Below are 19,944 nucleotides of genomic sequence, written 5' to 3' on the forward strand. Positions count from 1 at the left end.
CCAGCGGGAGCAAGCCCCCCTCGCCACGGGGGATCGTTCACCTGATACTCTTGCGCCAAACCCCACCCTTGAGGCCCCATGGCATTCCCCACTCGCCATTCACTCTTCCCTTTCCTGAGCTGGCTGCCGCGACAGACTCGGGCCAGTGTCGGCCGTGATCTGATCGTAGGCCTGAGCGGTGCGATTCTCGCGTTGCCGCAGTCTATTGCCTACGCGCTGATTGCCGGTTTGCCGCCTGAATACGGGCTGTACGCGGCGATTGTCCCTGTGCTGATCGCCTGCCTGTGGGGGTCGTCATGGCACCTGATCTGCGGTCCTACGGCGGCGATTTCCATCGTCCTGTATGCCAGCGTCAGTCCTCTGGCCGTGCCCGCCAGCGACGACTACGTGACTTTGATCCTGCTGCTGACGGTGTTGGCCGGTATTTTCCAATGGCTGCTGGGGCTGTTGCGGTTCGGTGCGCTGGTGAATTTCGTTTCGCACTCGGTGGTGCTGGGTTTCACCCTGGGGGCAGCGGTGGTGATTGCGCTGGGGCAGTTGCCGAACCTGCTGGGCCTCGACCTGCCGAACGAAGCGACGGCGTTGAAAGGTTTGCTGATGTTGCTCAGCCATATCCAGGCTGTGGATAAACCGTCATTGCTGCTGGGATTGGGGACGCTGGTGCTGGGTGTCGTGCTCAAGCGGTTGCTGCCGCGCTGGCCGAGCCTGTTGATCACATTGGTGATCAGCAGCCTGGTGGTCTGGCTGTGGCCGGCGATGTTCGGCCATGTGGCGCTGGTCAGCGCCTTTGCCGGGCGCCTGCCACCTCTCACGCCACTGCCGCTGGATCTGGAGCTGATCCTGCGCCTGCTGCCCGGTGCCGTCGCGGTGGGCATGCTCGGGCTGGTCACCAGCCTGTCTATCGCCCGTTCGCTGTCGGTACGCTCCGGGCAATTGCTCGATGCGAATCAAGAGGTGAGGGCGCAGGGGCTTTCCAACATCATTGGCGGATTTTTCTCTGGATCCTTGTCGGCCGGTTCCTTTACCCGTTCCGGCCTCAGCTATGAAGCCGGGGCGTGTTCACCCCTGGCCGGGGTGTTCTCGGCCCTATGGGTGGCACTGTTTGCGGTGGCGGGCGCGAAACTGATCGCGCACATTCCGATCCCGGCCATGGCCGGCAGTATTCTGCTGATCGCCTGGGGATTGGTGGACCATCGCGGTATCCGGGCGTTGTACCGCGTGAGCCGCGCCGAATTCGTGGTGATGAGCCTGACCTGCCTGGCTACGTTGCTGCTGGAGCTGCAAACCGCAATCTATGCCGGTGTGCTGGCCTCGCTGTTCTTTTACCTTAAGCGCACTTCACAGCCACGAGTACAACATTCCCATGAAGGGGAAGCAGACATCCTACGGGTTGGCGGCTCGATCTTTTTTGGTGCCAGTCATTACTTGCAAGTGCGCTTGCAACGGCTGCAAGCGCAGCGGGTGGTGATTGATGCCCAGCAGATCAACTTCATCGACTATTCAGGGGTGGAAATGCTCCACCAGGAAGCCCGGCGCCTGCGCAGCCAGGGGCGCAGCCTGACGTTGCGCAGGGCCCGGCCGCATGTGGTGGAGGAGTTGAAGAAGCTGGAAGGGCCGCAGAACTGCCCGATCCTTTTCGAGGACTGAAAAGCTTCAGATGAATGCAATTTGTGGCGAGGGTTTATGTGGGAGCAAAGCTTGCTCCCACAACAGCTTAAAGTGCTAGCTGACGGCGCAGTTCGGCCAGTACCGGCGCAGTGTCCGGGCGAACCCCGCGCCACAGGTAGAACGCTTCGCCCGCCTGTTCGGCCAGCATGCCCAGGCCATCCATCACCACCGCAGCGCCTTGTTCCTTTGCCCAACGGCAGAACGAGGTCGGTTCCTTGCCATACATCATGTCGTAGCAAACCGTCTTGCCGGGCTCGATCAAACTTCCAGCAACGGGCGGTACATCCCCTGACAGGCTGGCGGATGTGGCATTGATGATCAGGTCCACCGGCTCTTGCAGCCAGTCAAAACCACTGGCCGACACCGGGCCCAGGTCCGCAAACAACTCAGCCAGCAATTCGGCCTTTTCCACCGTACGATTGGCGATGATCACCGAGGCTGGCGCTTCAGCCAGCAGCGGCTCCAAGGCACCACGCACCGCACCGCCGGCCCCCAGCAACAGGATGCGCTTGCCCTTGAGGCTAAAACCCGCGTTGACGGTCAGGTCCCGAACCAGCCCGGCGCCATCGGTGTTGTCGCCCAACAGGCGACCGTCGGCCAGCTTGCTCAACGTGTTGACCGCCCCCGCCCGCTGCGCCCGCTCGGTCAGGCTGTCGGCCAGGCGGAAGGCGTCTTCCTTGAACGGCACGGTGACATTTGCCCCACGGCCCTCGCGGAAAAATTCCCGCGCGCAACCGACGAAATCATCCAGGGGCGCCAGCAGCGTGGTGTAGTCCAGCACTTGCCCGGTCTGTTCGGCGAACAGGCGGTGGATCAATGGCGACTTGCTGTGGCCGATCGGGTTACCCATTACAACGTAGTGATCCATGGAAAATCCCCGTTCAGGCTGTCGCCAGCCAATCGCGATCCTGCAGGAAGTATTCGGTCAGCCGTGCCTCTTCGCTGCCCGGTTCGGCTTTCCAGTCGTAGCCCCAGCGCACTTGCGGCGGCAGCGACATGAGGATCGACTCGGTACGCCCGCCCGATTGCAGCCCGAACAGGGTGCCGCGGTCGTAGACCAGGTTGAATTCCACGTAGCGCCCACGGCGGAACTCCTGGAATTCCCGTTGTTTGGCGGTGAACGGGTCATGCTTGCGGCGACGCATGATCGGCAGGTAGGCATCGATGTAGGCATCGCCGATAGCGCGCATGAAGGCGAAGCTGGTGTCGAAATCCCACTCGTTCAGATCGTCGAAAAACAGGCCGCCGATACCCCGGGGCTCGTTGCGATGCTTGAGATGGAAATAGCTGTCGCACCAGGCCTTGTAGCGCGGATACACCTGCGGGCCGAACGGCGCACAGGCCTGCTCGGCAATGCGATGCCAATGCACACAATCTTCCTCCACGCCGTAATAAGGCGTCAGGTCGAAGCCGCCGCCGAACCACCAGACCGGTTCTTCGCCTTCCTTTTCAGCGATGAAAAAGCGCACGTTGGCGTGGGACGTCGGCACATGGGGGTTATGCGGATGGATCACCAACGATACACCCAAGGCCTCGAAACCACGCCCGGCCAATTCCGGCCGATGGGCGCTGGCCGACGGTGGCAGGCCGCTGCCGAAGACGTGGGAAAAGTTCACGCCGCCTTTTTCGATCACCGTGCCGTGTTCGATCACCCGGGTGCGACCGCCACCACCGGCAGGCCGGGTCCAGGCATCTTCGACAAAACGAGTGCCGCCGTCCTCGGTTTCCAGGGCGGCGCAGATACGGTCTTGCAGGTCGAGCAGGTAGGCTTTCACGGCCTCGGTGCGAGTGGACATGACATCACCTTGATCAGGACTACGCTACGCGGCGTACAGTGGGCCGGTGGCAAATGGGCGCACAGGATACCACCGCACTTGCCCATGCCACAGTTGACGAAGGTCAAGCTTAGGAGTCCGATAGAAGGCTTGGTAAAAAGTCCTGCGACAAGGAGAGAGTGAAGATGGCCAAACGTATCCAGTTCAGTTCCCACGGTGGTCCCGAAGTGCTTGAGTATGTGGGTTATCAGCCTGCCGAGCCGGGCCCGCAGCAGGTGCGTGTCAGCAACAAGGCGATCGGCCTGAACTTCATCGACACCTATTACCGCAGTGGGCTTTACCCACCTCCGACGCTGCCATCAGGCCTGGGCGCCGAAGGCGCGGGTGTGGTCGAGGCGGTCGGTAGCGACGTCACGCGGTTCAAGGTGGGTGACCGGGTGGCCTATGGCAGCGGTCCGCTGGGCGCCTACAGCGATGTGCATGTGTTGCCCGAGGCCAACCTGGTGCATTTGCCCGAAACCATCAGTTTCGAACAGGCCGCCGGGGTGATGCTCAAGGGCCTGACTGTGCAGTACCTGTTGCGCCAGACGTATGAACTCAAGGGTGGCGAAACCATCCTGTTCCACGCCGCCGCCGGTGGCGTGGGCTCCTTGGCCTGTCAATGGGCCAAGGCCTTGGGCGTGAAGTTGATCGGTACCGTCAGCTCGCCGGAAAAAGCCGCCATCGCCAAGGCCCACGGCGCTTGGGAAACCATCGACTACAGCAAGGAAAACGTCGTACAGCGTGTGCTGGAGTTGACCGACGGCAAGAAAGTGCCGGTGGTGTACGACGGGGTCGGTAAGGACACCTGGCTGACCTCGCTGGACTGCGTGTCCCCCCGTGGCCTGGTGGTGAGCTTCGGCAATGCCTCCGGGGCGGTGGATGGCGTGAACCTGGGGATTCTCTCGGCCAAGGGCTCGCTGTACGTCACCCGACCGACCCTGGCGACTTACGCCAACAATGCCGAAAACCTGCAACGCATGGCCGACGAGCTGTTCGGGATGATCAGCAGCGGCAAGATCAAAGTGGATATCAACCAGCGTTATCCCCTGGCGGAAGCGGCCAAGGCCCAGGCCGAGTTGTCGGCACGGCGCACGACTGGCTCGACGATTCTCCTGCCCTGATTTAAAGGTTGCTAAAGAACCTGTGGGAGCAAGCTCGCTCCCACAGTGGTTTTGTGCAAGATGCAGAAGGTGTGTTCGGGCTCAGTCCGGCCGCACCACTTTCCCGGTCGCCAGGTCACGAATCACGCTGGGGTTCCTGCGTCCACCCAGGTTGCCACCGAGCACCAGGTCGATCTGCCCACGGAAATACTGCTCGACGCGAATCCGCGTGCGCGCTGCCGGGCGGCCCTGGGGGTTGGCCGAGGTGGACACCAGCGGCCCAACCAGTGAGCACAAATCACGTACGGTCGGGTGATCGCTAACCCGCAGTGCAACGGTGTCGTGCACGCCGGTGATCCATTCCGGCAACAGGTTCTGGTGCGGCACCAGCCAGGTATTGGGCCCCGGCCAAGTGCTGGCCATGCGGTCCATCCAGGTTTCCGGGAAGTCTTCGAACAGAAAGTCGAACTGGTGGATGTTGTCAGCCACTAGAATCAGACCCTTGTCAGGCAGCCGTGACTTGATCGCCAGCAGACGCTCCACCGCTTCCTCGTTCCACGGGTCGCAGCCCAGGCCCCAGACCGCCTCGGTTGGATAGGCAATCACCGCCCCGGCGCGAATTTCTCGCGCGGCTTGTTGCACACGCCAACTGTTGACCATGAAAGACTCTCCGCAACACAAATAAGGCTGTGCGCAGTTTACCGATCTTCCCCATAAAACCTAGCGCGCAAACCAGCGCCCGTTGTCACAGGTGGCGCGTCCTTCCATTTCCAGCTCGGTCAGCGCCGCCAGCACTTTGGGCAAGCCCCAGCCACTGGCGTCGGCCAGCGCCTCGCTGCTCAGCGGCGCGGCATGCAGCAGGCGCAGCAGCGGATGGGTCACGGGCTGAGGCTCCGAGGCCGGCGGCAACCGCTGCCAACCGCGCAGCGCTTCGAGGATGTGCTCGACGGTTTCCACCAGCGCCGCGCCGTCGCGGATCAATTGATGGCAGCCCCGGGCGCCGGGGTGATGAATCGACCCCGGAATGGCATACACCTCGCGGCCTTGTTCCGCCGCCAATCGCGCGGTGATCAGCGAACCGCTGGCGACGCTAGCCTCGACCACCAGCACTCCCAGGGACAAGCCACTGATGATCCGGTTGCGCCGTGGAAAGTTGCTGGCATGGGGTGGCGCGTCCAGGGGGAACTCCGATAACACCGCGCTGCCCTGGGCGGTCATCGCGTCCGCCAGCCGGCGATTGCGCTGTGGATAAAAATTTTCGAGCCCGGTGCCCAACACGCCGATGGTCTGCCCGCCGACGTCCAGCGCTGCTTGATGAGCCGCCGCGTCGATGCCCAGCGCCAGGCCACTGGTAATGACAAAACCGGCCCCGGCCAGGCTTCGGGAAAATGCCGCCGCGGTATCCATGCCTGGCCGCGATGCGCGGCGACTGCCGACCATCGCCAACTGTGGTTTTTCCAGGAATCCGGCGTTGCCGGCAACGAACAGCAGCGGTGGCGCATCGCTGATCTGGGCCAGCAGCGCCGGGTAGTCAGGCTGGTCCCACATCAGTAAATGCTGGTCCGAACGCTCAAGCCAGGCCAGTGCATGGGCGGCGCCGTCACGCACATCCGGGTTACGCCGGGCTTCGGCACACGCCGCCGGCAACCCCAGCGCGCGCCATGCGCTGGCCGGTGCGCTGATGGCTTTGGAGGCAGAGCCAAAGGCCTCCATGAGGGTCATGAAACGTTTGGGCCCCAGTTCCGGCAAACGGTGCAGGCGTAGACGGGCCTCCAGTTCCGCAGGGGAAACCGAAGCAGATTCAGGCAATGGCATGTGATCATCCTTGATCGTTATAAGCCCCGTTAAAACGGGAACAAGCTGTGGATAACTCTGTTGGTAACTTGTGAGAACAGCTAAGGATTACGCACCTTGTCGAGCACCGCCAACGAGCGCGAGGCGTACAGCACCAAGCCGTAGCTGAGCTTGTCGTAGGTGCGGAAAACCATCAGCAGGCCGGCCCGTTCATCCGGGATTTTCACCTGCTCGCCGGTGATGCGGTCGCGCACGGTTTCGCCGGTCTTCATCACCGCCAGCACGTTGCCTTCAGCCAGCCCGTCCCGGCGCCCCTTGTTCAGGGTAACCACATCCAGCGCACCGATCTGGGTCACGCCGCGGGGTACGTCAAGGATCAGCCCATTGATCGGCGACTTCGGCGCGCTAGGCATGAACGTCGAGTTGATCGAGCGCTCTTCGCCGCTGAACAGCCGGTCACCGAGGCGCACCTCCTGGGTGGTGCGTTGCAGGGCCAGGGTGGTGACGTCGCCTTCGGTGGCGACCACCTCGCCGCTGCCGATGTCGTCGGCGTTGACGCCCAGGAACTCCTTGGTCTCGGGGTCGGTGTAGACCTTGCCCTGGCGGAAGATACCGTACGCTGGCTGGCTCGCGTCGAATGGGCCACGGGCAAAGACCCGATCCCCCATGCCGCTGAGTACCCGTTCGGCATTGCCGGCAACGATGTACGGCGCTTTATTGAAGTCCTCGGCCTTGTCGACGATGCGGTTGCTCAACAGAAAGCTGTTGATGGCTTGCAGCGGGATGCTCGGGATGGCATCGGCCACTGGCGAGCTGCGGATGCGTGGCGACAGCTTGATGGTGCCCCGCGAGGCACCGCGATTGAGGGTCAGGCGCGGCTGGCCGTTGACGTAGACCAGTGACAGGGTGTCGCCGGGGTAAATCAGGTTGGGGTTTTCGATCTGCGGGTTGGCCTGCCAGAGCTCCGGCCATTTCCAGGGTTCGCGCAGGTATTTGCCGGAAATGTCCCACAGTGTGTCCCCCGTCACCACCGTGTATTGCTGGGGAAAACCTTCCCGAAGTTGCACTTGCCCGTGCGCGATACCGGCCGAGGCCAGGAGCAGCAGGGCGAGTAGTGATTTCCTCATGCGGTGAATCCCTTTATTATGTGCGTTCGCGTAAAACGCCAGAGCCCCCGTGGCTCGCTCCGTTTCACACAGAGCAACGTTTTACAACGGTAGCCTGCATCCCAAGACACGCCAGGCCAGCCACCCGACTTTACCTCACACGTGCATTTATCAAGCTTATGGCCATTTTGAACATTCTCGAATTTCCGGACCCGCGCCTGCGCACTATCGCCAAACCAGTGGCCGTAGTGGACGACGAAGTGCGTCAGTTGGTCGATGACATGTTTGAAACAATGTATGAAGCGCCAGGCATCGGCCTCGCCGCGACTCAGGTCAACGTGCACAAGCGTATCGTCGTGATGGACCTCTCCGAAGACCGCAGCGAGCCGCGGGTGTTCATCAACCCCGAGTTCGAAACCCTGACCGACGAGATGGGCCAATATCAGGAAGGCTGCCTTTCGGTGCCGGGCTTCTATGAAAACGTCGACCGCCCGCAGAAGGTCAAGATCAAGGCCCTGGATCGCGACGGCCAACCTTACGAACTGATCGCCGAAGGGTTGCTGGCGGTGTGCATCCAGCACGAGTGTGACCACCTCAACGGCAAGTTGTTCGTCGATTACCTGTCTACCCTCAAGCGTGACCGGATCAAGAAGAAACTGGAAAAACTTCATCGCCAGAATGCTTGATGCCCTCCTTACAAAGGCTTGCTGCGGCAAGCCTTTTTCTTTTGCGACTGCTTTGTAAATGAGAGCCTCCCATGACTGAGCCACTGCGCATCGTCTTTGCCGGCACCCCCGAGTTTGCCGCCGAACATCTCAAGGCCCTGCTCGCCAGCCCCCATGAAATCATCGCGGTCTACACCCAGCCGGATCGGCCGGCCGGTCGTGGGCAAAAACTGATGCCCAGCCCGGTCAAGCAACTGGCCCTGGAGAATGGTCTCCAGGTGTTGCAGCCGCCGACTTTGCGTGATGCCCAAGCCCAGGCCGAACTGGCGGCGCTGAAACCGGACTTGATGGTGGTGGTCGCCTACGGCCTGATCCTGCCCCAAGTGGTGCTGGACATCCCGCGCCTGGGTTGCATCAACAGCCACGCCTCGCTGCTGCCGCGCTGGCGCGGTGCGGCGCCGATCCAGCGCGCCGTGGAAGCCGGCGACGCGATGAGCGGCGTCACGGTGATGCGCATGGAAGCCGGCCTGGACACCGGGCCGATGCTGCTCAAGGTCAGTACCCCCATCAGCGTCGAAGACACCGGTGGCAGCCTGCACGACCGTCTCGCACTGATCGGCCCGCCGGCCGTGGTCCAGGCCATTGCTGGCCTGGCCGCCGGTACGCTGGAGGGCGAAGTGCAGGATGACCACCTCGCCACCTATGCGCACAAACTGAACAAGGACGAGGCGCGCATCGACTGGAGCCGTCCGGCCATCGAGCTGGAGCGCCTGGTGCGCGCCTTCTACCCATGGCCGATCTGCCACAGCACCTTGAACGGCGAAGCCCTGAAAGTGCTGGCGGCCAGCTGCGCCGAAGGGCAGGGCGCCCCCGGTGAAATCCTCGGCGCCAGCAAGGACGGCCTGGTCGTGGCCTGTGGTGAGCAGGCGTTGTGTCTGACGCGTCTGCAATTGCCCGGCGGCAAGGCGCTGAACTTCAGTGACTTGTTCAACAGCCGCCGTGAGAAATTTGCCGTAGGCACGCGCCTGGGCCAAGCGGTGGACGCCTCATGAACCCGCGTCTGGCCGCCGCCAAGGCGCTTGCTGCCGTCCTCAACGGAAAAGCCTCACTCAACAGTTCCCTGCCGACCCAGCTGGACAAGGTGGAAGACCGCGATCGCGGTTTCACCCAGGACCTGGCGTTCGGCACCGCCCGCTGGCAGCCGCGCTTGTCGGCCCTGGCGGCCAAGCTGTTGCAGAAGCCCTTCAAAGCGGCCGATGCCGACGTCGAAGCGCTGCTGTTGGTGGGGCTCTATCAGTTGCTCTACACCCGCGTTCCCGCTCACGCCGCCATTGGCGAAACCGTGGGCTGCGCCGATAAACTGAAAAAGCCCTGGGCCAAGGCCCTGCTCAATGCCGTGTTGCGCCGTGCCCAACGGGAAAGCGAAACCCTGCTGGCCGAGCTGGAACACGATCCAGTGGTGCGCACCGCCCACCCGCGCTGGTTACAGAAATCCCTGAAAGCTTTCTGGCCCGAGCAATGGGAAGCCATCTGCGCGGCCAACAATGCCCATCCACCGATGATCCTGCGGGTCAACCGCCGCCGCCATACGCGCGATGCCTACCTGGCCTTGCTCGGCGAGGCGGGCATCCCGGCCATCCCGTGCCAGTACAGCCGCGACGGTATCGTGCTGGAAACCCCCGGCGATGTGCGCGCGCTGCCGGGCTTCGCCGAGGGCTGGATCAGCGTCCAGGACGAAGCTGCCCAACTGGCCGCCGACCTGCTGGAACTGGCGCCCGGTCAACGGGTGCTGGACGCCTGCTGCGCACCGGGTGGCAAGACCTGTCACATCCTTGAGGTCGAGCCAAAACTGGCCGGCGTGGTGGCGGTGGACCTGGAAGCCAAGCGCCTGGTGCGGGTCAAGGAAAACCTCGAGCGCCTGGGCCTGGAGGCCGAACTGATCGCCGCCGATGGTCGCGACACCGCGACCTGGTGGGACGGCAAGCCGTTCCAACGTATCCTGCTGGACGCGCCGTGCTCGGCCACCGGTGTTATCCGCCGTCATCCAGACATCAAGCTCACCCGCCAGCCGGACGACATCGCCGCACTGGCGGTGCTGCAGGGTGAATTGCTCGATGCCCTGTGGCCGACCCTGGAAGTCGGCGGCATGTTGCTGTACGCCACCTGTTCGACGTTGCCGACCGAGAACACTGAAGTGATCGAAGCCTTCCTCGCTCGCACCCCGGGCGCCCGGGAGCTGGACATCGCCAGCCAGGCCGGCGTGAAGCAGCCCCATGGCCGCCAGTTGCTGGCCCAGGAGGGCGGTCATGACGGGTTCTACTACGCCAAACTGATCAAGATCGCCGCCGCACGCGGTTAAAACCGATTCGATAGGAGTGACTGGATGAAAATCATCATCCTCGGCGCAGGACAAGTCGGCGGTTCGCTGGCAGAGCATCTGGCCAGCGAAGCCAACGACATCACCGTGGTCGACACCGACGGCGACCGCCTGCGGGACTTGGGCGACCGCCTCGACATCCGTACCGTACAAGGGCGCGGCTCGCTGCCTACGGTGCTGCGCCAGGCCGGTGCCGACGACGCCGACATGCTGGTAGCCGTGACCAACAGCGATGAAACCAACATGGTCGCCTGCCAGGTCGCCCACACGTTGTTCCACACCCCGACCAAAATCGCCCGGGTGCGCGAAGCGTCCTACCTGACCCGCGCCGAACTGTTCGACAACGAAGCGATTCCGGTGGATGTGCTGATCAGCCCCGAGCAGGTGGTGACCAATTACATCAAGCGCCTGATCCAACACCCGGGCGCTTTGCAGGTGATCGACTTCGCCGAAGGCAAGGCCCAACTGGTGGCGGTCAAGGCTTACTACGGCGGGCCGCTGGTGGGTCAGCAACTGCGCCAGCTGCGCGAGCACATGCCGAATGTGGAGACCCGGGTCGCGGCGATTTTCCGACGTGACCGGCCGATCCTGCCCCAGGGCGATACGGTGATCGAAGCGGACGACGAGGTGTTCTTCATCGCCGCCAAAGCGAACATTCGCGCCGTCATGAGCGAAATGCGCCGTCTCGACGAGAACTACAAGCGCATCGTGATTGCCGGTGGCGGGCAGATCGGCGAGCGCCTGGCCGAAGCCATCGAAAGCCGCTACCAGGTCAAGATCATCGAGATGAACCCGGCACGCTGCCGCTACCTCTCGGACACCCTCGACAGCACCGTGGTGTTGCAGGGCAGTGCCTCGGACCGCGACCTGTTGATGGAAGAGAACATCGCCGACGCCGACATCTTCCTGGCCCTGACCAATGACGACGAAGCCAACATCATGTCGTCGCTATTGGCCAAGCGCCTGGGGGCGAAGAAGGTGATGACCATCATCAACAACCCGGCCTACGTCGACCTGATCCAGGGCGGTGACATCGACATCGCCATCAGCCCGCAACTGGCGACCATCGGCACCTTGCTTGCCCACGTGCGCCGCGGCGACATCGTCAGCGTGCACTCCCTGCGCCGTGGCGCGGCCGAAGCGATCGAGGCGATTGCCCACGGCGATGCCAAGTCCAGCAAAGTCATCGGCAAAGCCATCCGCGACCTCGGCCTGCCGCCAGGCACCACCATCGGCGCGATCATCCGCGACGAAGAAGTGCTGATCGCCCACGACGACACCACCATCCAGACCGGCGACCATGTGATCCTGTTCCTGGTGGATAAAAAGCACATTCGTGATGTCGAGAAGCTGTTCCATGTGGGGTTGAGCTTCTTCTGATTCAGGCTTTGCGGTGGCAGTAATGGCCCCATCGCGAGCTTGCTCGCGATAGCTATCTAGCAGCCAACTGATCAACCCCTGACACAACCGATAAGGACGCCGCCATGCTCGACTCCCTGGAAAAAATGCTCGCCAAGGGTGTGGATAACTCCCTGCTGCGCTTCGGCCTGGGCAAGGGTTACCTGGACCTCGGCGAATTCGCCCGGGCAGCCGAACACCTTCAGCACTGCGTCGAATTCGACCCCAAATATTCGGCGGCATGGAAACTGCTGGGCAAGGCCCACCAAGGCCACGGCGACCTACCGGCGGCCCGCCACGCCTGGGAACAAGGCCTCGAAGCCGCCCGAGCCCACGGCGACAAACAAGCCGAAAAAGAAATGACCGTGTTCCTCAAAAAACTGGACCGCCAGCGCTGAAAACTTTCAGCCCAGCACAGCCCCCGTGGCGAGGGAGCTTGCTCCCGCTTGAGTGCAAAGCACTCATAAAAAAGCCCACCCCCAACCCACTGCCAATCCGCTAAAAGCTCAGACGGCGCAAAAACTGTGGGAGCAAAGCTTGCTCGCGATAGCGGTAGACCAGCCAAACCCGTTGTCGACAGCCCTGCCCCAATCGCGAGCAAGCTTTGCTCCCACAAGTTTGCGGCTTAACTGGCCGGCATTCCCCGCTCATGAAAAGGGGACAGAATTATTGGCTGGAAATAAATCTGCCCTTTTTCTGAAGCGATTCACTCCGCCCCCGCTAGCCCGGCTGATTACCGATGCAATCAGGCAGGTCGGTGCCAATCGTGATCATTTCGACGGAAACTGTGGGGTGGCTGCCGAAGCCCCAAGACACAGGTCCCCCATAATTCACCAGATCGTAGATCGCGCTTTCGCCAATCAGCTGGCCGTTGCGATTATCGTACAGGCGAAAAAAGGCCGGAATCTCCCAGCGAACAAACCACTGCTGCTGCTCTGGCTCATCCGGGGGCGACTGGGGGTGAAAGAGGCCGGGCAGTAACCAAAAAGGTTTGAATTCCTGAACTCGGTAGCAGCCGTTGGGGCTGATCCTGGCGGCGCCAACGGGCTTCGCCAGAGCCTTTTCCCACCACTGTGAAACGGCCCATAGCCCCGTGCAGAACACGATTGCAATGAGGGCTAACGTTGGGAGCCGGGTTAGTTTTTTCATGTTCGCAGACCTATCGGTAACTCGCATATGAAGTTGTTCCCACTCTTGAGCCCCTGGCACTGGGCTAACGCTCAATGCGCGGTTTGACTGCCGGAATGGCAGTCACCTTACTCAAGGCAGATTTGAGACGTTGCGGGCAAGCTATTGAGGGACAGAAAAGGGGACACCCAATAGCCGGTATCAAGTCAAGGCTAACGGGTGTCCCCTTATTCCTTGAGACGGGTTGCATCGATAGCAGAGTAGAGGGTCGTCCAAGCACCTCCCTTCGTCTCGTAAAGTGGCAACCCGACTGAGCCGTGCCTATAGTCTTTGGCGCCATTTTGGCTATCGGAGGCATGGACATTGTGAAAAGGGGACTGTGTGTGTGAAAAGGGGACTGTGAAAAGGGGACAGATTTATTTGCGGCAAATAAATCTGTCCTCTTATACCCAAAAAAAAATGACCGTGTTCCTTAAAAAACTGGATTGCCAGCGCTCATAAAAATCCCACCCCGGCGGCGCGTCACTGCACCGACAAAGTTCGAGTCATAGAGCGGGTTGTGTCGACATGCCACAGGCGGCCCTGATGGTCGAAAAGCACCCATTCATTACCCACGCAACGCAGTTGCGCATGATGCAGCGGCCAGTGCAGGACGGCGCATAACCGGTCACTGTGGCGGTGGATGAAGTGCCAGCGTGCCTCATCGTCGCCGGTTGCGTAGCAGACCACCAGCCACTGCTCAAACGAGTAGATGTACAACGGATCGGTAAACTCTTGAATCAGACCGGGCAAGGGATAGCGCTTGCTCGTGCCGCCTTCGTACGCCCTCAGCATGGGATCGCTGTCGGCTTCATGCTCGATCCAGAACTCAGTGGTTCGGCCCGTCGCGTTATACACCTGCCAACTGTGTTCCTGACGCCGCGCGGGCATAGAGTCGCGGCTGAGCAATCGGCGGTCGGGCAGGCGGTAATGCCAGAGCTGGAAATTGTGTGGGGTTTCCAGCAATACGGATTCGTTGCACTCGTCATCCCGAAGGAAGGTAACCTGCCCGGGCAGATCGCCGACGTGCCAGAGTGTTTCGAACCGGCGATCCACGTCCACGACGCGCAATTGCGAGCCTCGGCCGACGGTCCAGGACGTGCCGTCGAAATTCTTGGCGAAGGCATCCAGCATCAGCACGCCCAGATCGCTGGCGCTGCGATTGACCAGATCCAGTTTGCAGATGCGCCAGACGTCGCCGCGACGCGCGAGCGCCAGCGCGACCTGTCGGCTGTGGCCCAGCACGATGGTCTGGGCGGGTACCGGAAAGTGAAAGGCCGTCTTGCCGCTAGCCTCTACCACCAACGCGCCAGCTTCGCCCAGTGCCAAAAGGTAGCGTCCGTCGGTCAAGGGCACGGCATCGCAGAGAGTCCGGTTGCCCCTTTCTGGCGCCGAGAACGACAAGGGGTCGCTTACCCGCTCAAGGCCCTGATTAAGAAGTTTGTTCTTGGGAAGGGCGCTGCCGGGCAAGTCCGCTTGTAGCAATTTGTCCTTGCTCATTTTTACCAGCGCTTGAAGCTGGTTCTGGGTGAGATGGGCGTGTGGCCCGGCCTGATCGCGGATCATCGCCCGCACGGTCGCGGCAGCCAGCCAGGCCAGCGCGGGACTGTGGGCCTTGTGGGCCAGCAGCGCCTGGGCCAACGTGGCGCGCTCCATAATCCGCTCGGGGTCGTTGCGCAGTTTTTCGACCCAGCTTTCGTATGTCGAGAGGGTGTCGGGTAGCAGGATGGCCCGTTTCACCAGTGCGCCGATGGCCAGGCTCCCTCCTGCGGCCTCGGCGGCCAACAGCCATTGTGTGGCGCGTTCGTGCTCTGCCGGCAGACTCCAGATCACGTCCACCGCCTGCAACCACAAACCTTTCTCGGTCAGAGCCAGCGCCCATTCCAGGCGCAGACGCGCGGCGGCTTCCGGCCATTTCTTTTCGAGCAAGAGGACGGCATCGGCGAACGCGTTGTCGCGCCGCGCCACTTGCAACGCTCGCTGCCAATCTCCTGCCAGGCATAGCAGGCGCACGATGGTTGAGCTGGGCACATCCCAGGCCAGCGCAAGGTCGGCCGCCTGTTGGTGGCGCTGGTGTTTTTCCAGGTAGTCGAGGGCTTCATGTCGTGCCCTCAACAGCTCGGCCAGGACAAATACAGCTTCCTCGATACGCCCCTCGCGATCCAGTCGCTCAAAGGACTGCCGGTAGACCTGCTTGAGGTGGGTTCCAAGATCTGCCTCAAACAGCATGCTGGTGCGAGGCCCCGATTGCTGGGTGAGCGTCAGATCCTGGCGCCTGTTGGGCGTGCCGAAGGCTTGACCTGCATCGCCCTGGCCGCCGCCCAGCGGGATGGCGTGGCGCAGTGCTTCTTCCAGGTCGCCATTTTCGAACATTTCCAACATGCGTTGCATGTAAGCGGCCTGCCGCTTTCCGTAAAGCGCTGACAGGCGTGAATTCTGGGTCAGGCGCGTCAGCCAGCGCCGCCATCTGGCCGGGCCACGTGGCTGGCCCGACGCCCGTGGCGGCACGCTCGGCTTCGATGGTCGGGCGGCATTGGCGGTAGTGGCAGTGGACGTGTTTCTTGCTGCCGAGAGTGTGCCATTGCGCCGCATCCAGGCACGCACGGCCATCAGTATCAGGGTGAAGAGTGCCGCGCCGATGACCGTCCAAACCAAGACACTGCCCAGATCGAATGTGGAAGGATCCACAGAGCGTGGCGGCTTGGCGCTCTCAGTCGCAGGGGTAGCGGTCGGCAACTGCGGACCGTCAAGGGACAGAAATCGGTAAAGGCCAATGCCCACGGCCAGCGCAATTAAACCTAGCAGGCCGTTTTTCAACTCGCCGGTACTATGCCGGTTGTTCGCCGGGCCTGGCGTGTGACGCGCCGCAGGTACACCAGGTGTGGCGGCCTGACGCTGGCGCTCCAGCAGGGCTTGCATCACCGCCTCCCGCTCGGGGCTAACCGGCGCAAGCGAGTCACCCAGGATTTCCCGTATGTCGGTCTGTACCGCCAGCGGATCGGCTAGCGGTTCCGGCAATACGTCCTGGCAGTCGTAGGTGTCGAGCAGCGCGTACTGGCTGACGTCGATCCATTGATCGGGGGCCAGCGCAGTGGCGTCGCGCAGGTGCAGGGCATTGACCCGGGTGCCGCGTACCAGCCAGATATCGGCGTGGGCCAGGCGCTGCATTTCTTCAGGACTCAGCCGTGCTGAGCAAAGCGCTCGACCCTGGCGGATCAGCGGCCAGCCAGCGAGCCCTTCACAAAGCATGGCGCGTGCTTTGGGAAAACGCAGCAGGTCGCCGTCGGCAAAACGATAGGCCCTGGCGTCGGTTTGCCAGTGGGTGAGTATCAACCGCGCTCGTTCCTGCTCGCTGAATCGCTCGACGGGAAGCCACAGCGCCTCGATCGGTTGATGACCGCTCAGTGCCGGACGGCGAATAATGACTGCATCAGGTCCGGACATGGGTGTCATCCTCCGACTGCGGTTGTGCCTGATTGCACATGACCTGCAACACCCTGCGCTCGTCCCGGACCGAATACACCACCAGTTCCCGAGCCTTGGTCAGGGCGCCGATCAGTCCGCTCATCGGACAAAAGCTGATTCTGGCAATGGTCTCGTTGGTGGTGAACAGCACATGTTGCTCACCCCGGCAGTACAAGGCGACGGTCTGCTGGTTGGGGCCGAGCAAGACCATGGAAAATGCCTCGTCCTCCCCAATCAGCAATCCCAGGCCTTTCCAGCCGGGTCCCAGGTCGACCTGGCTGGTCCGAAGGTCGGGGGCCACCATCTGCCACTGCTGCTGCCCGTCGACCAGGCGCATCCACGCGCAACCGTAAAAGGTTTTGTTCCAGTGCGGACTTGCCGGGAACAGTACCTGATCGATGTCGACGTCCTTCGCCGTGCCGACCACATAGCCCGTGGACTGGCTGATCCAGGGATTGATTTGGTGGACATACAATCGACCGGCATCGTGGCGCAGATAGGCCAGCATGCTGCGATCGACCTGCGCCATGCCCACCACCTTATCGGCGATCGAGTGGGTGACACCGGGCTGATGCGGGGTGGGCAGCTTGCCGTTGTCGACCACCCAGAAGGCCAGATGACCCTGGCCGTCGAGCAGGAAAACCCTGCCGTAGGTGCCGTTGTGCAACCACACCACAGGCAGCAGCGTGGCAGTGCCTGGGGGCAACTGCAGTTGGTCACGCTCGGGGCGGGCGACGGGTTTGAGGCCAGGCATGTTCCAAAAGACCAGTTGCTCGTCGAGGCTCAGGACCGCGCCGGGCATGCGGCCCGGGAACGTGATCGCCAGCGGCGTGCTGCGGTTGTTCCAGAGAGTCCGGCGAACATCGAGCGGTTTTTTCTGCCGGGGAGCCGGAAGCTTGATCACCACAAGCCCAGGCTCGTCGAGCAGTTTCAGGGCGACATGGAAGCCGCTGCTGGCAATGATCGGGGCCAGCGTCAGCGCAACCCGTGGAATGAGGGTCTTGACCGCGGTGCGAGCGATCTGTCGCGCGACGTCGAACTCGCCCTTGATCAATTGCAAGGCAAGGCGCTGGTCGGGGTTGGGCAGGGCAACTTGTCGGGTGGCCCTGTCTTGCAGCGCGACCATCAGGCTGCGGCCATCGAGGCTGTCCTGTATCTGGACCCGATGAGTGCAGGAGCGGGCGTCGGTGGCAGGCAGTCGTTGGCCGACGATCCAGCGTTCGCCGCTGTCGTAATCCTGTTCCGATAGCCAAGCGCGCCAGGTGTGCCAGTGCTCATCGCTGACGGTCTGATACGTACGGGCGTCGAGCAGTTGCTTCAAATGCACTGCGCCCTTGAACTCATGTAATTGTGGCGTGTTTTGCAGGGTCCCCCAGCGCAGCTCGGCCCCGGCTTCGCTGGCCCGGCGGGCGAGCAGGATCAGCAACGCCAGATGCACCAGTCGTGGCCCGCCCAGTTGCAGCGGGCCGGCGTCGAACAGCACAACGATCATGCGGTTGGCCTGATGAGTGCGATATTGCGGCGCCAGAAACAGGTGTTCGCCAACTGCCGCCCTGCGCAGAAATTCGTCGGGTAGCTCATCGGCCAGCAACCACTCGCTGGTCAGCAGTCGTTCATATGGGCCACGGCGTTGCAGATCGCCAAGGCCGTCGGGTTCGGGCTCGCCGCCCTGCTGCATGCCACGCAATGGACCTAGCAGCGGATTGAGGCGTACGAACAGATCCGCCAGCAATGGCAGCTGTTCGGGGGGAAACCATTGCAGCCAGTCTCTCCAGGGTTGCAGGGATTGCGGTAATTGCATCAGCGACCTGCCCACCCATCCTGAATGCGTTGCAGATGCCGGGCCGTGACGGGCAGGCATCGGTCGAGCGGCACCACTACCCTGGGTGCATGCCACAGTAGTAGTGGCGCGCGCGCGAATCTGCCGAGCAGCGCTTGCCCCATCAGATCCAGCGGTGCGTCGGGTTCCCAACTGGTGGGCAGCCAGAGACCGGGTGCGGCGGGCTCGGTGCAGGCGTAATCAATGCCCTCGACCCATGGCAGGTCATCGACATTGCCCGTGACGATCAGCACGTCACGGTTGGCAGTGGCTTGCAGGTGCGCGATCTGGTCTTCGGGCATGCGCTGCAGCCGTGCATGCAGGCGCGCCGCGACTTCGCCCCAGGCCACGGCGGCCTGCGGTTGGCCGGGCTCGCGCCGCACTCGCCAGTTCCAATCGATGGCCGTGGCGGTGACCATGTTCGTCATGCCTGGGTTGTCAGCAGATGGGCCACTTGTCCGCGCGCCTCATGCAGGCGCTGGGGGATGGTCTGGCTGTTGAAGTTGGCATCGATTTCGCGCAGCAGTGCTTCCAGCAGTGGGCTGGCAGGCGGTTCGCTACGCGCCAGGTAATCCTCTGCCGTTTCAAGCAGACGATGCAGGCGGGCCATTGGTTGCAGCGTCGCTTCCTCGACGGCACTGAACAGATGGCTGTTGCTGCATTGGGCAAAAAGATCCTGCAACACCTCGCGGCCGTGTTGTTGAATTTCCCGGGTCGGCAGCACGTAAAGCAGGGGCCAGAGATCGGCTTCGCTGGCTTCCAGATGTCCGCGCAGCAAAGCCGCCGCTGCGATCAGGCGCTGAGATTTGACGATACGTCGGTCGGAGAGCTGTATACCGGCTTCCCGCAACCGGCGGATGGCCTGGGCCAGCGCAGGCCGCATCCGTGACAAATCGACGTCCTTGAGCGCGTGGCCCAGCGTGTCGAGCTGAGTCAGCCCCAGCAGTTGCGGAACCGGGCGCTGCTCCGACTGCCAGCCGCCGGCCAGCATCGCTTCGAGCTGGTTGTCGGGTACTGCGTCCACGAACAGGTGTAGCAAAAAGCGGTCGCCGAAGGCCGCCAGCGATTCGTCGTCGGGCAGGCCGTTCGCCGCTGCGACACAGACGCGCAAGGGGCACTGGACCTGGGTGTGACCACGGCGGAAACGTCGCTCGTTGAGCACGCCAAGCAGAGTATTGAGGATTGCCGTCGAGCCCAGGAACACTTCATCCAGGAACACAATGTCGGCTTCAGGCAGCATGCCGCTGATATCGGTCTCAACCGTGCCTTCGCGCAGCTTCTTCAGGTCGACCGTGCCAAACAGTTCCGAAGGCTCGGTGAAGCGCCCTAGCAAATACTCGAAGTAGCGACCGCCCATGGACTGCGCGACTCGACGCACCACGGCGCTTTTCGCCGTGCCGGGCGGGCCCACCACCAGAATGTGCTCCTGGGCGACCGCCGCCAGTACGATCAACTCGGCCAACTGCTCGCGACCGACCAGGCCCTCGGTGGCTGCGCGAACGGCGTGACGGATCTGACTGGCGGCGAGATCGAGCGAAGCGGACATGGGGCATCTTCCTTGAATCTGG

17 protein-coding genes are annotated in these 19,944 nt (G+C 62.5%); 7 read left to right on the forward strand and 10 right to left on the reverse strand.

The genetic code is table 11. The features are described 5' to 3' along the window. Positions 1 to 78: 78 nt before the first annotated feature. Positions 79 to 1,647, forward strand: a complete 1,569-nt coding sequence (locus EPZ47_RS00330; RefSeq protein WP_135843019.1) for a SulP family inorganic anion transporter — start codon at positions 79 to 81, stop codon at positions 1,645 to 1,647. Positions 1,648 to 1,714: 67 nt separating this feature from the next. Here the strand turns inward: EPZ47_RS00330 and aroE are convergent, their stop codons facing one another. Continuing rightward, positions 1,715 to 2,536 carry a shikimate dehydrogenase gene (gene aroE, locus EPZ47_RS00335; RefSeq protein ID WP_135843020.1) on the reverse strand — a complete coding sequence of 274 codons (822 nt, stop codon included), beginning with the start codon at positions 2,534 to 2,536 and terminating at the stop codon, positions 1,715 to 1,717. Positions 2,537 to 2,549: 13 nt separating this feature from the next. After that, positions 2,550 to 3,464, reverse strand: coding sequence for an oxygen-dependent coproporphyrinogen oxidase (gene hemF / locus EPZ47_RS00340; protein ID WP_135843021.1), 915 nt, complete (start codon positions 3,462 to 3,464; stop codon positions 2,550 to 2,552). A gap of 164 nt (positions 3,465 to 3,628) precedes the next feature. Here hemF and EPZ47_RS00345 point away from each other — a divergent pair, with 164 nt between their 5' ends. After that, positions 3,629 to 4,606 carry an NADPH:quinone reductase gene (locus EPZ47_RS00345; protein WP_135843022.1) on the forward strand — a complete coding sequence of 326 codons (978 nt, stop codon included), beginning with the start codon at positions 3,629 to 3,631 and terminating at the stop codon, positions 4,604 to 4,606. Between the two features lie 81 nt (positions 4,607 to 4,687). Here the strand turns inward: EPZ47_RS00345 and tsaC are convergent, their stop codons facing one another. From tsaC to EPZ47_RS00360, 3 genes are all read right to left on the reverse strand, one after another. Continuing rightward, positions 4,688 to 5,245: an L-threonylcarbamoyladenylate synthase type 1 TsaC gene (gene tsaC, locus EPZ47_RS00350; protein ID WP_018603585.1), complete on the reverse strand. Its 558-nt coding sequence runs from the start codon at positions 5,243 to 5,245 to the stop codon at positions 4,688 to 4,690. 60 nt (positions 5,246 to 5,305) lie between these two features. Continuing rightward, complete coding sequence (dprA, locus tag EPZ47_RS00355) at positions 5,306 to 6,400, reverse strand: DNA-processing protein DprA (RefSeq protein ID WP_135843023.1); 1,095 nt, start codon at positions 6,398 to 6,400, stop codon at positions 5,306 to 5,308. 80 nt (positions 6,401 to 6,480) lie between these two features. Continuing rightward, positions 6,481 to 7,506 (reverse strand): LysM peptidoglycan-binding domain-containing protein, encoded by a 1,026-nt coding sequence (locus tag EPZ47_RS00360; RefSeq protein ID WP_135843024.1) that lies wholly within the window; start codon positions 7,504 to 7,506, stop codon positions 6,481 to 6,483. A gap of 158 nt (positions 7,507 to 7,664) precedes the next feature. Between EPZ47_RS00360 and def the strand changes: the two genes are divergently transcribed. From def to EPZ47_RS00385, 5 genes are all read left to right on the forward strand, one after another. Further along, entirely contained in the window at positions 7,665 to 8,171 is a 507-nt protein-coding gene (def, locus tag EPZ47_RS00365; protein WP_135843025.1) for a peptide deformylase, read from the forward strand. Between the two features lie 71 nt (positions 8,172 to 8,242). After that, positions 8,243 to 9,202 carry a methionyl-tRNA formyltransferase gene (gene fmt, locus EPZ47_RS00370; RefSeq protein WP_135843026.1) on the forward strand — a complete coding sequence of 320 codons (960 nt, stop codon included), beginning with the start codon at positions 8,243 to 8,245 and terminating at the stop codon, positions 9,200 to 9,202. Further along, positions 9,199 to 10,509, forward strand: a complete 1,311-nt coding sequence (gene rsmB, locus EPZ47_RS00375; RefSeq protein ID WP_135843027.1) for a 16S rRNA (cytosine(967)-C(5))-methyltransferase RsmB — start codon at positions 9,199 to 9,201, stop codon at positions 10,507 to 10,509. Before fmt ends, rsmB begins: the two co-directional genes overlap by 4 nt. A gap of 24 nt (positions 10,510 to 10,533) precedes the next feature. Then, positions 10,534 to 11,907, forward strand: a complete 1,374-nt coding sequence (gene trkA / locus EPZ47_RS00380) for a Trk system potassium transporter TrkA (RefSeq protein WP_135843028.1) — start codon at positions 10,534 to 10,536, stop codon at positions 11,905 to 11,907. A 104-nt stretch (positions 11,908 to 12,011) separates the two neighbouring features. Then, positions 12,012 to 12,323, forward strand: coding sequence for a tetratricopeptide repeat protein (locus tag EPZ47_RS00385; protein ID WP_135843029.1), 312 nt, complete (start codon positions 12,012 to 12,014; stop codon positions 12,321 to 12,323). Between the two features lie 322 nt (positions 12,324 to 12,645). Here EPZ47_RS00385 and EPZ47_RS00390 read toward each other — a convergent pair whose 3' ends face one another. From EPZ47_RS00390 to EPZ47_RS00410, 5 genes are all read right to left on the reverse strand, one after another. Further along, positions 12,646 to 13,074 (reverse strand): hypothetical protein, encoded by a 429-nt coding sequence (locus EPZ47_RS00390; protein ID WP_178084228.1) that lies wholly within the window; start codon positions 13,072 to 13,074, stop codon positions 12,646 to 12,648. A 501-nt stretch (positions 13,075 to 13,575) separates the two neighbouring features. Then, positions 13,576 to 16,536, reverse strand: coding sequence for a bpX6 domain-containing protein (locus EPZ47_RS00395; RefSeq protein WP_135843030.1), 2,961 nt, complete (start codon positions 16,534 to 16,536; stop codon positions 13,576 to 13,578). Further along, positions 16,523 to 18,358 carry a hypothetical protein gene (locus EPZ47_RS00400; protein WP_135843031.1) on the reverse strand — a complete coding sequence of 612 codons (1,836 nt, stop codon included), beginning with the start codon at positions 18,356 to 18,358 and terminating at the stop codon, positions 16,523 to 16,525. The genes EPZ47_RS00395 and EPZ47_RS00400 overlap by 14 nt, the downstream gene beginning before the upstream one ends. Further along, positions 18,358 to 18,804, reverse strand: a complete 447-nt coding sequence (locus tag EPZ47_RS00405) for a bpX5 domain-containing protein (RefSeq protein WP_238346699.1) — start codon at positions 18,802 to 18,804, stop codon at positions 18,358 to 18,360. The genes EPZ47_RS00400 and EPZ47_RS00405 overlap by 1 nt, the downstream gene beginning before the upstream one ends. After that, on the reverse strand, positions 18,801 to 19,922 hold the full coding sequence (locus EPZ47_RS00410) for an AAA family ATPase (RefSeq protein ID WP_135843032.1): 1,122 nt from the start codon (positions 19,920 to 19,922) through the stop codon (positions 18,801 to 18,803). Before EPZ47_RS00410 ends, EPZ47_RS00405 begins: the two co-directional genes overlap by 4 nt. Positions 19,923 to 19,944: the final 22 nt, after the last annotated feature.

This window comes from Pseudomonas viciae (assembly GCF_004786035.1).
GTDB classification, from domain to species: Bacteria; Pseudomonadota; Gammaproteobacteria; order Pseudomonadales; family Pseudomonadaceae; genus Aquipseudomonas; species Aquipseudomonas viciae.

What these genes read in the sequence shown, in the direction of transcription:
- EPZ47_RS00330 (WP_135843019.1), top strand. Translation starts at nt 79, where the DNA reads ATGGCATTCCCCACTCGCCATTCACTCTTCCCTTTCCTGAGCTGGCTG.
- aroE (WP_135843020.1), bottom strand. Translation starts at nt 2,536, where the DNA reads ATGGATCACTACGTTGTAATGGGTAACCCGATCGGCCACAGCAAGTCG.
- hemF (WP_135843021.1), bottom strand. Translation starts at nt 3,464, where the DNA reads ATGTCCACTCGCACCGAGGCCGTGAAAGCCTACCTGCTCGACCTGCAA.
- EPZ47_RS00345 (WP_135843022.1), top strand. Translation starts at nt 3,629, where the DNA reads ATGGCCAAACGTATCCAGTTCAGTTCCCACGGTGGTCCCGAAGTGCTT.
- tsaC (WP_018603585.1), bottom strand. Translation starts at nt 5,245, where the DNA reads ATGGTCAACAGTTGGCGTGTGCAACAAGCCGCGCGAGAAATTCGCGCC.
- dprA (WP_135843023.1), bottom strand. Translation starts at nt 6,400, where the DNA reads ATGCCATTGCCTGAATCTGCTTCGGTTTCCCCTGCGGAACTGGAGGCC.
- EPZ47_RS00360 (WP_135843024.1), bottom strand. Translation starts at nt 7,506, where the DNA reads ATGAGGAAATCACTACTCGCCCTGCTGCTCCTGGCCTCGGCCGGTATC.
- def (WP_135843025.1), top strand. Translation starts at nt 7,665, where the DNA reads ATGGCCATTTTGAACATTCTCGAATTTCCGGACCCGCGCCTGCGCACT.
- fmt (WP_135843026.1), top strand. Translation starts at nt 8,243, where the DNA reads ATGACTGAGCCACTGCGCATCGTCTTTGCCGGCACCCCCGAGTTTGCC.
- rsmB (WP_135843027.1), top strand. Translation starts at nt 9,199, where the DNA reads ATGAACCCGCGTCTGGCCGCCGCCAAGGCGCTTGCTGCCGTCCTCAAC.
- trkA (WP_135843028.1), top strand. Translation starts at nt 10,534, where the DNA reads ATGAAAATCATCATCCTCGGCGCAGGACAAGTCGGCGGTTCGCTGGCA.
- EPZ47_RS00385 (WP_135843029.1), top strand. Translation starts at nt 12,012, where the DNA reads ATGCTCGACTCCCTGGAAAAAATGCTCGCCAAGGGTGTGGATAACTCC.
- EPZ47_RS00390 (WP_178084228.1), bottom strand. Translation starts at nt 13,074, where the DNA reads ATGAAAAAACTAACCCGGCTCCCAACGTTAGCCCTCATTGCAATCGTG.
- EPZ47_RS00395 (WP_135843030.1), bottom strand. Translation starts at nt 16,536, where the DNA reads ATGTCCGGACCTGATGCAGTCATTATTCGCCGTCCGGCACTGAGCGGT.
- EPZ47_RS00400 (WP_135843031.1), bottom strand. Translation starts at nt 18,358, where the DNA reads ATGCAATTACCGCAATCCCTGCAACCCTGGAGAGACTGGCTGCAATGG.
- EPZ47_RS00405 (WP_238346699.1), bottom strand. Translation starts at nt 18,804, where the DNA reads ATGACGAACATGGTCACCGCCACGGCCATCGATTGGAACTGGCGAGTG.
- EPZ47_RS00410 (WP_135843032.1), bottom strand. Translation starts at nt 19,922, where the DNA reads ATGTCCGCTTCGCTCGATCTCGCCGCCAGTCAGATCCGTCACGCCGTT.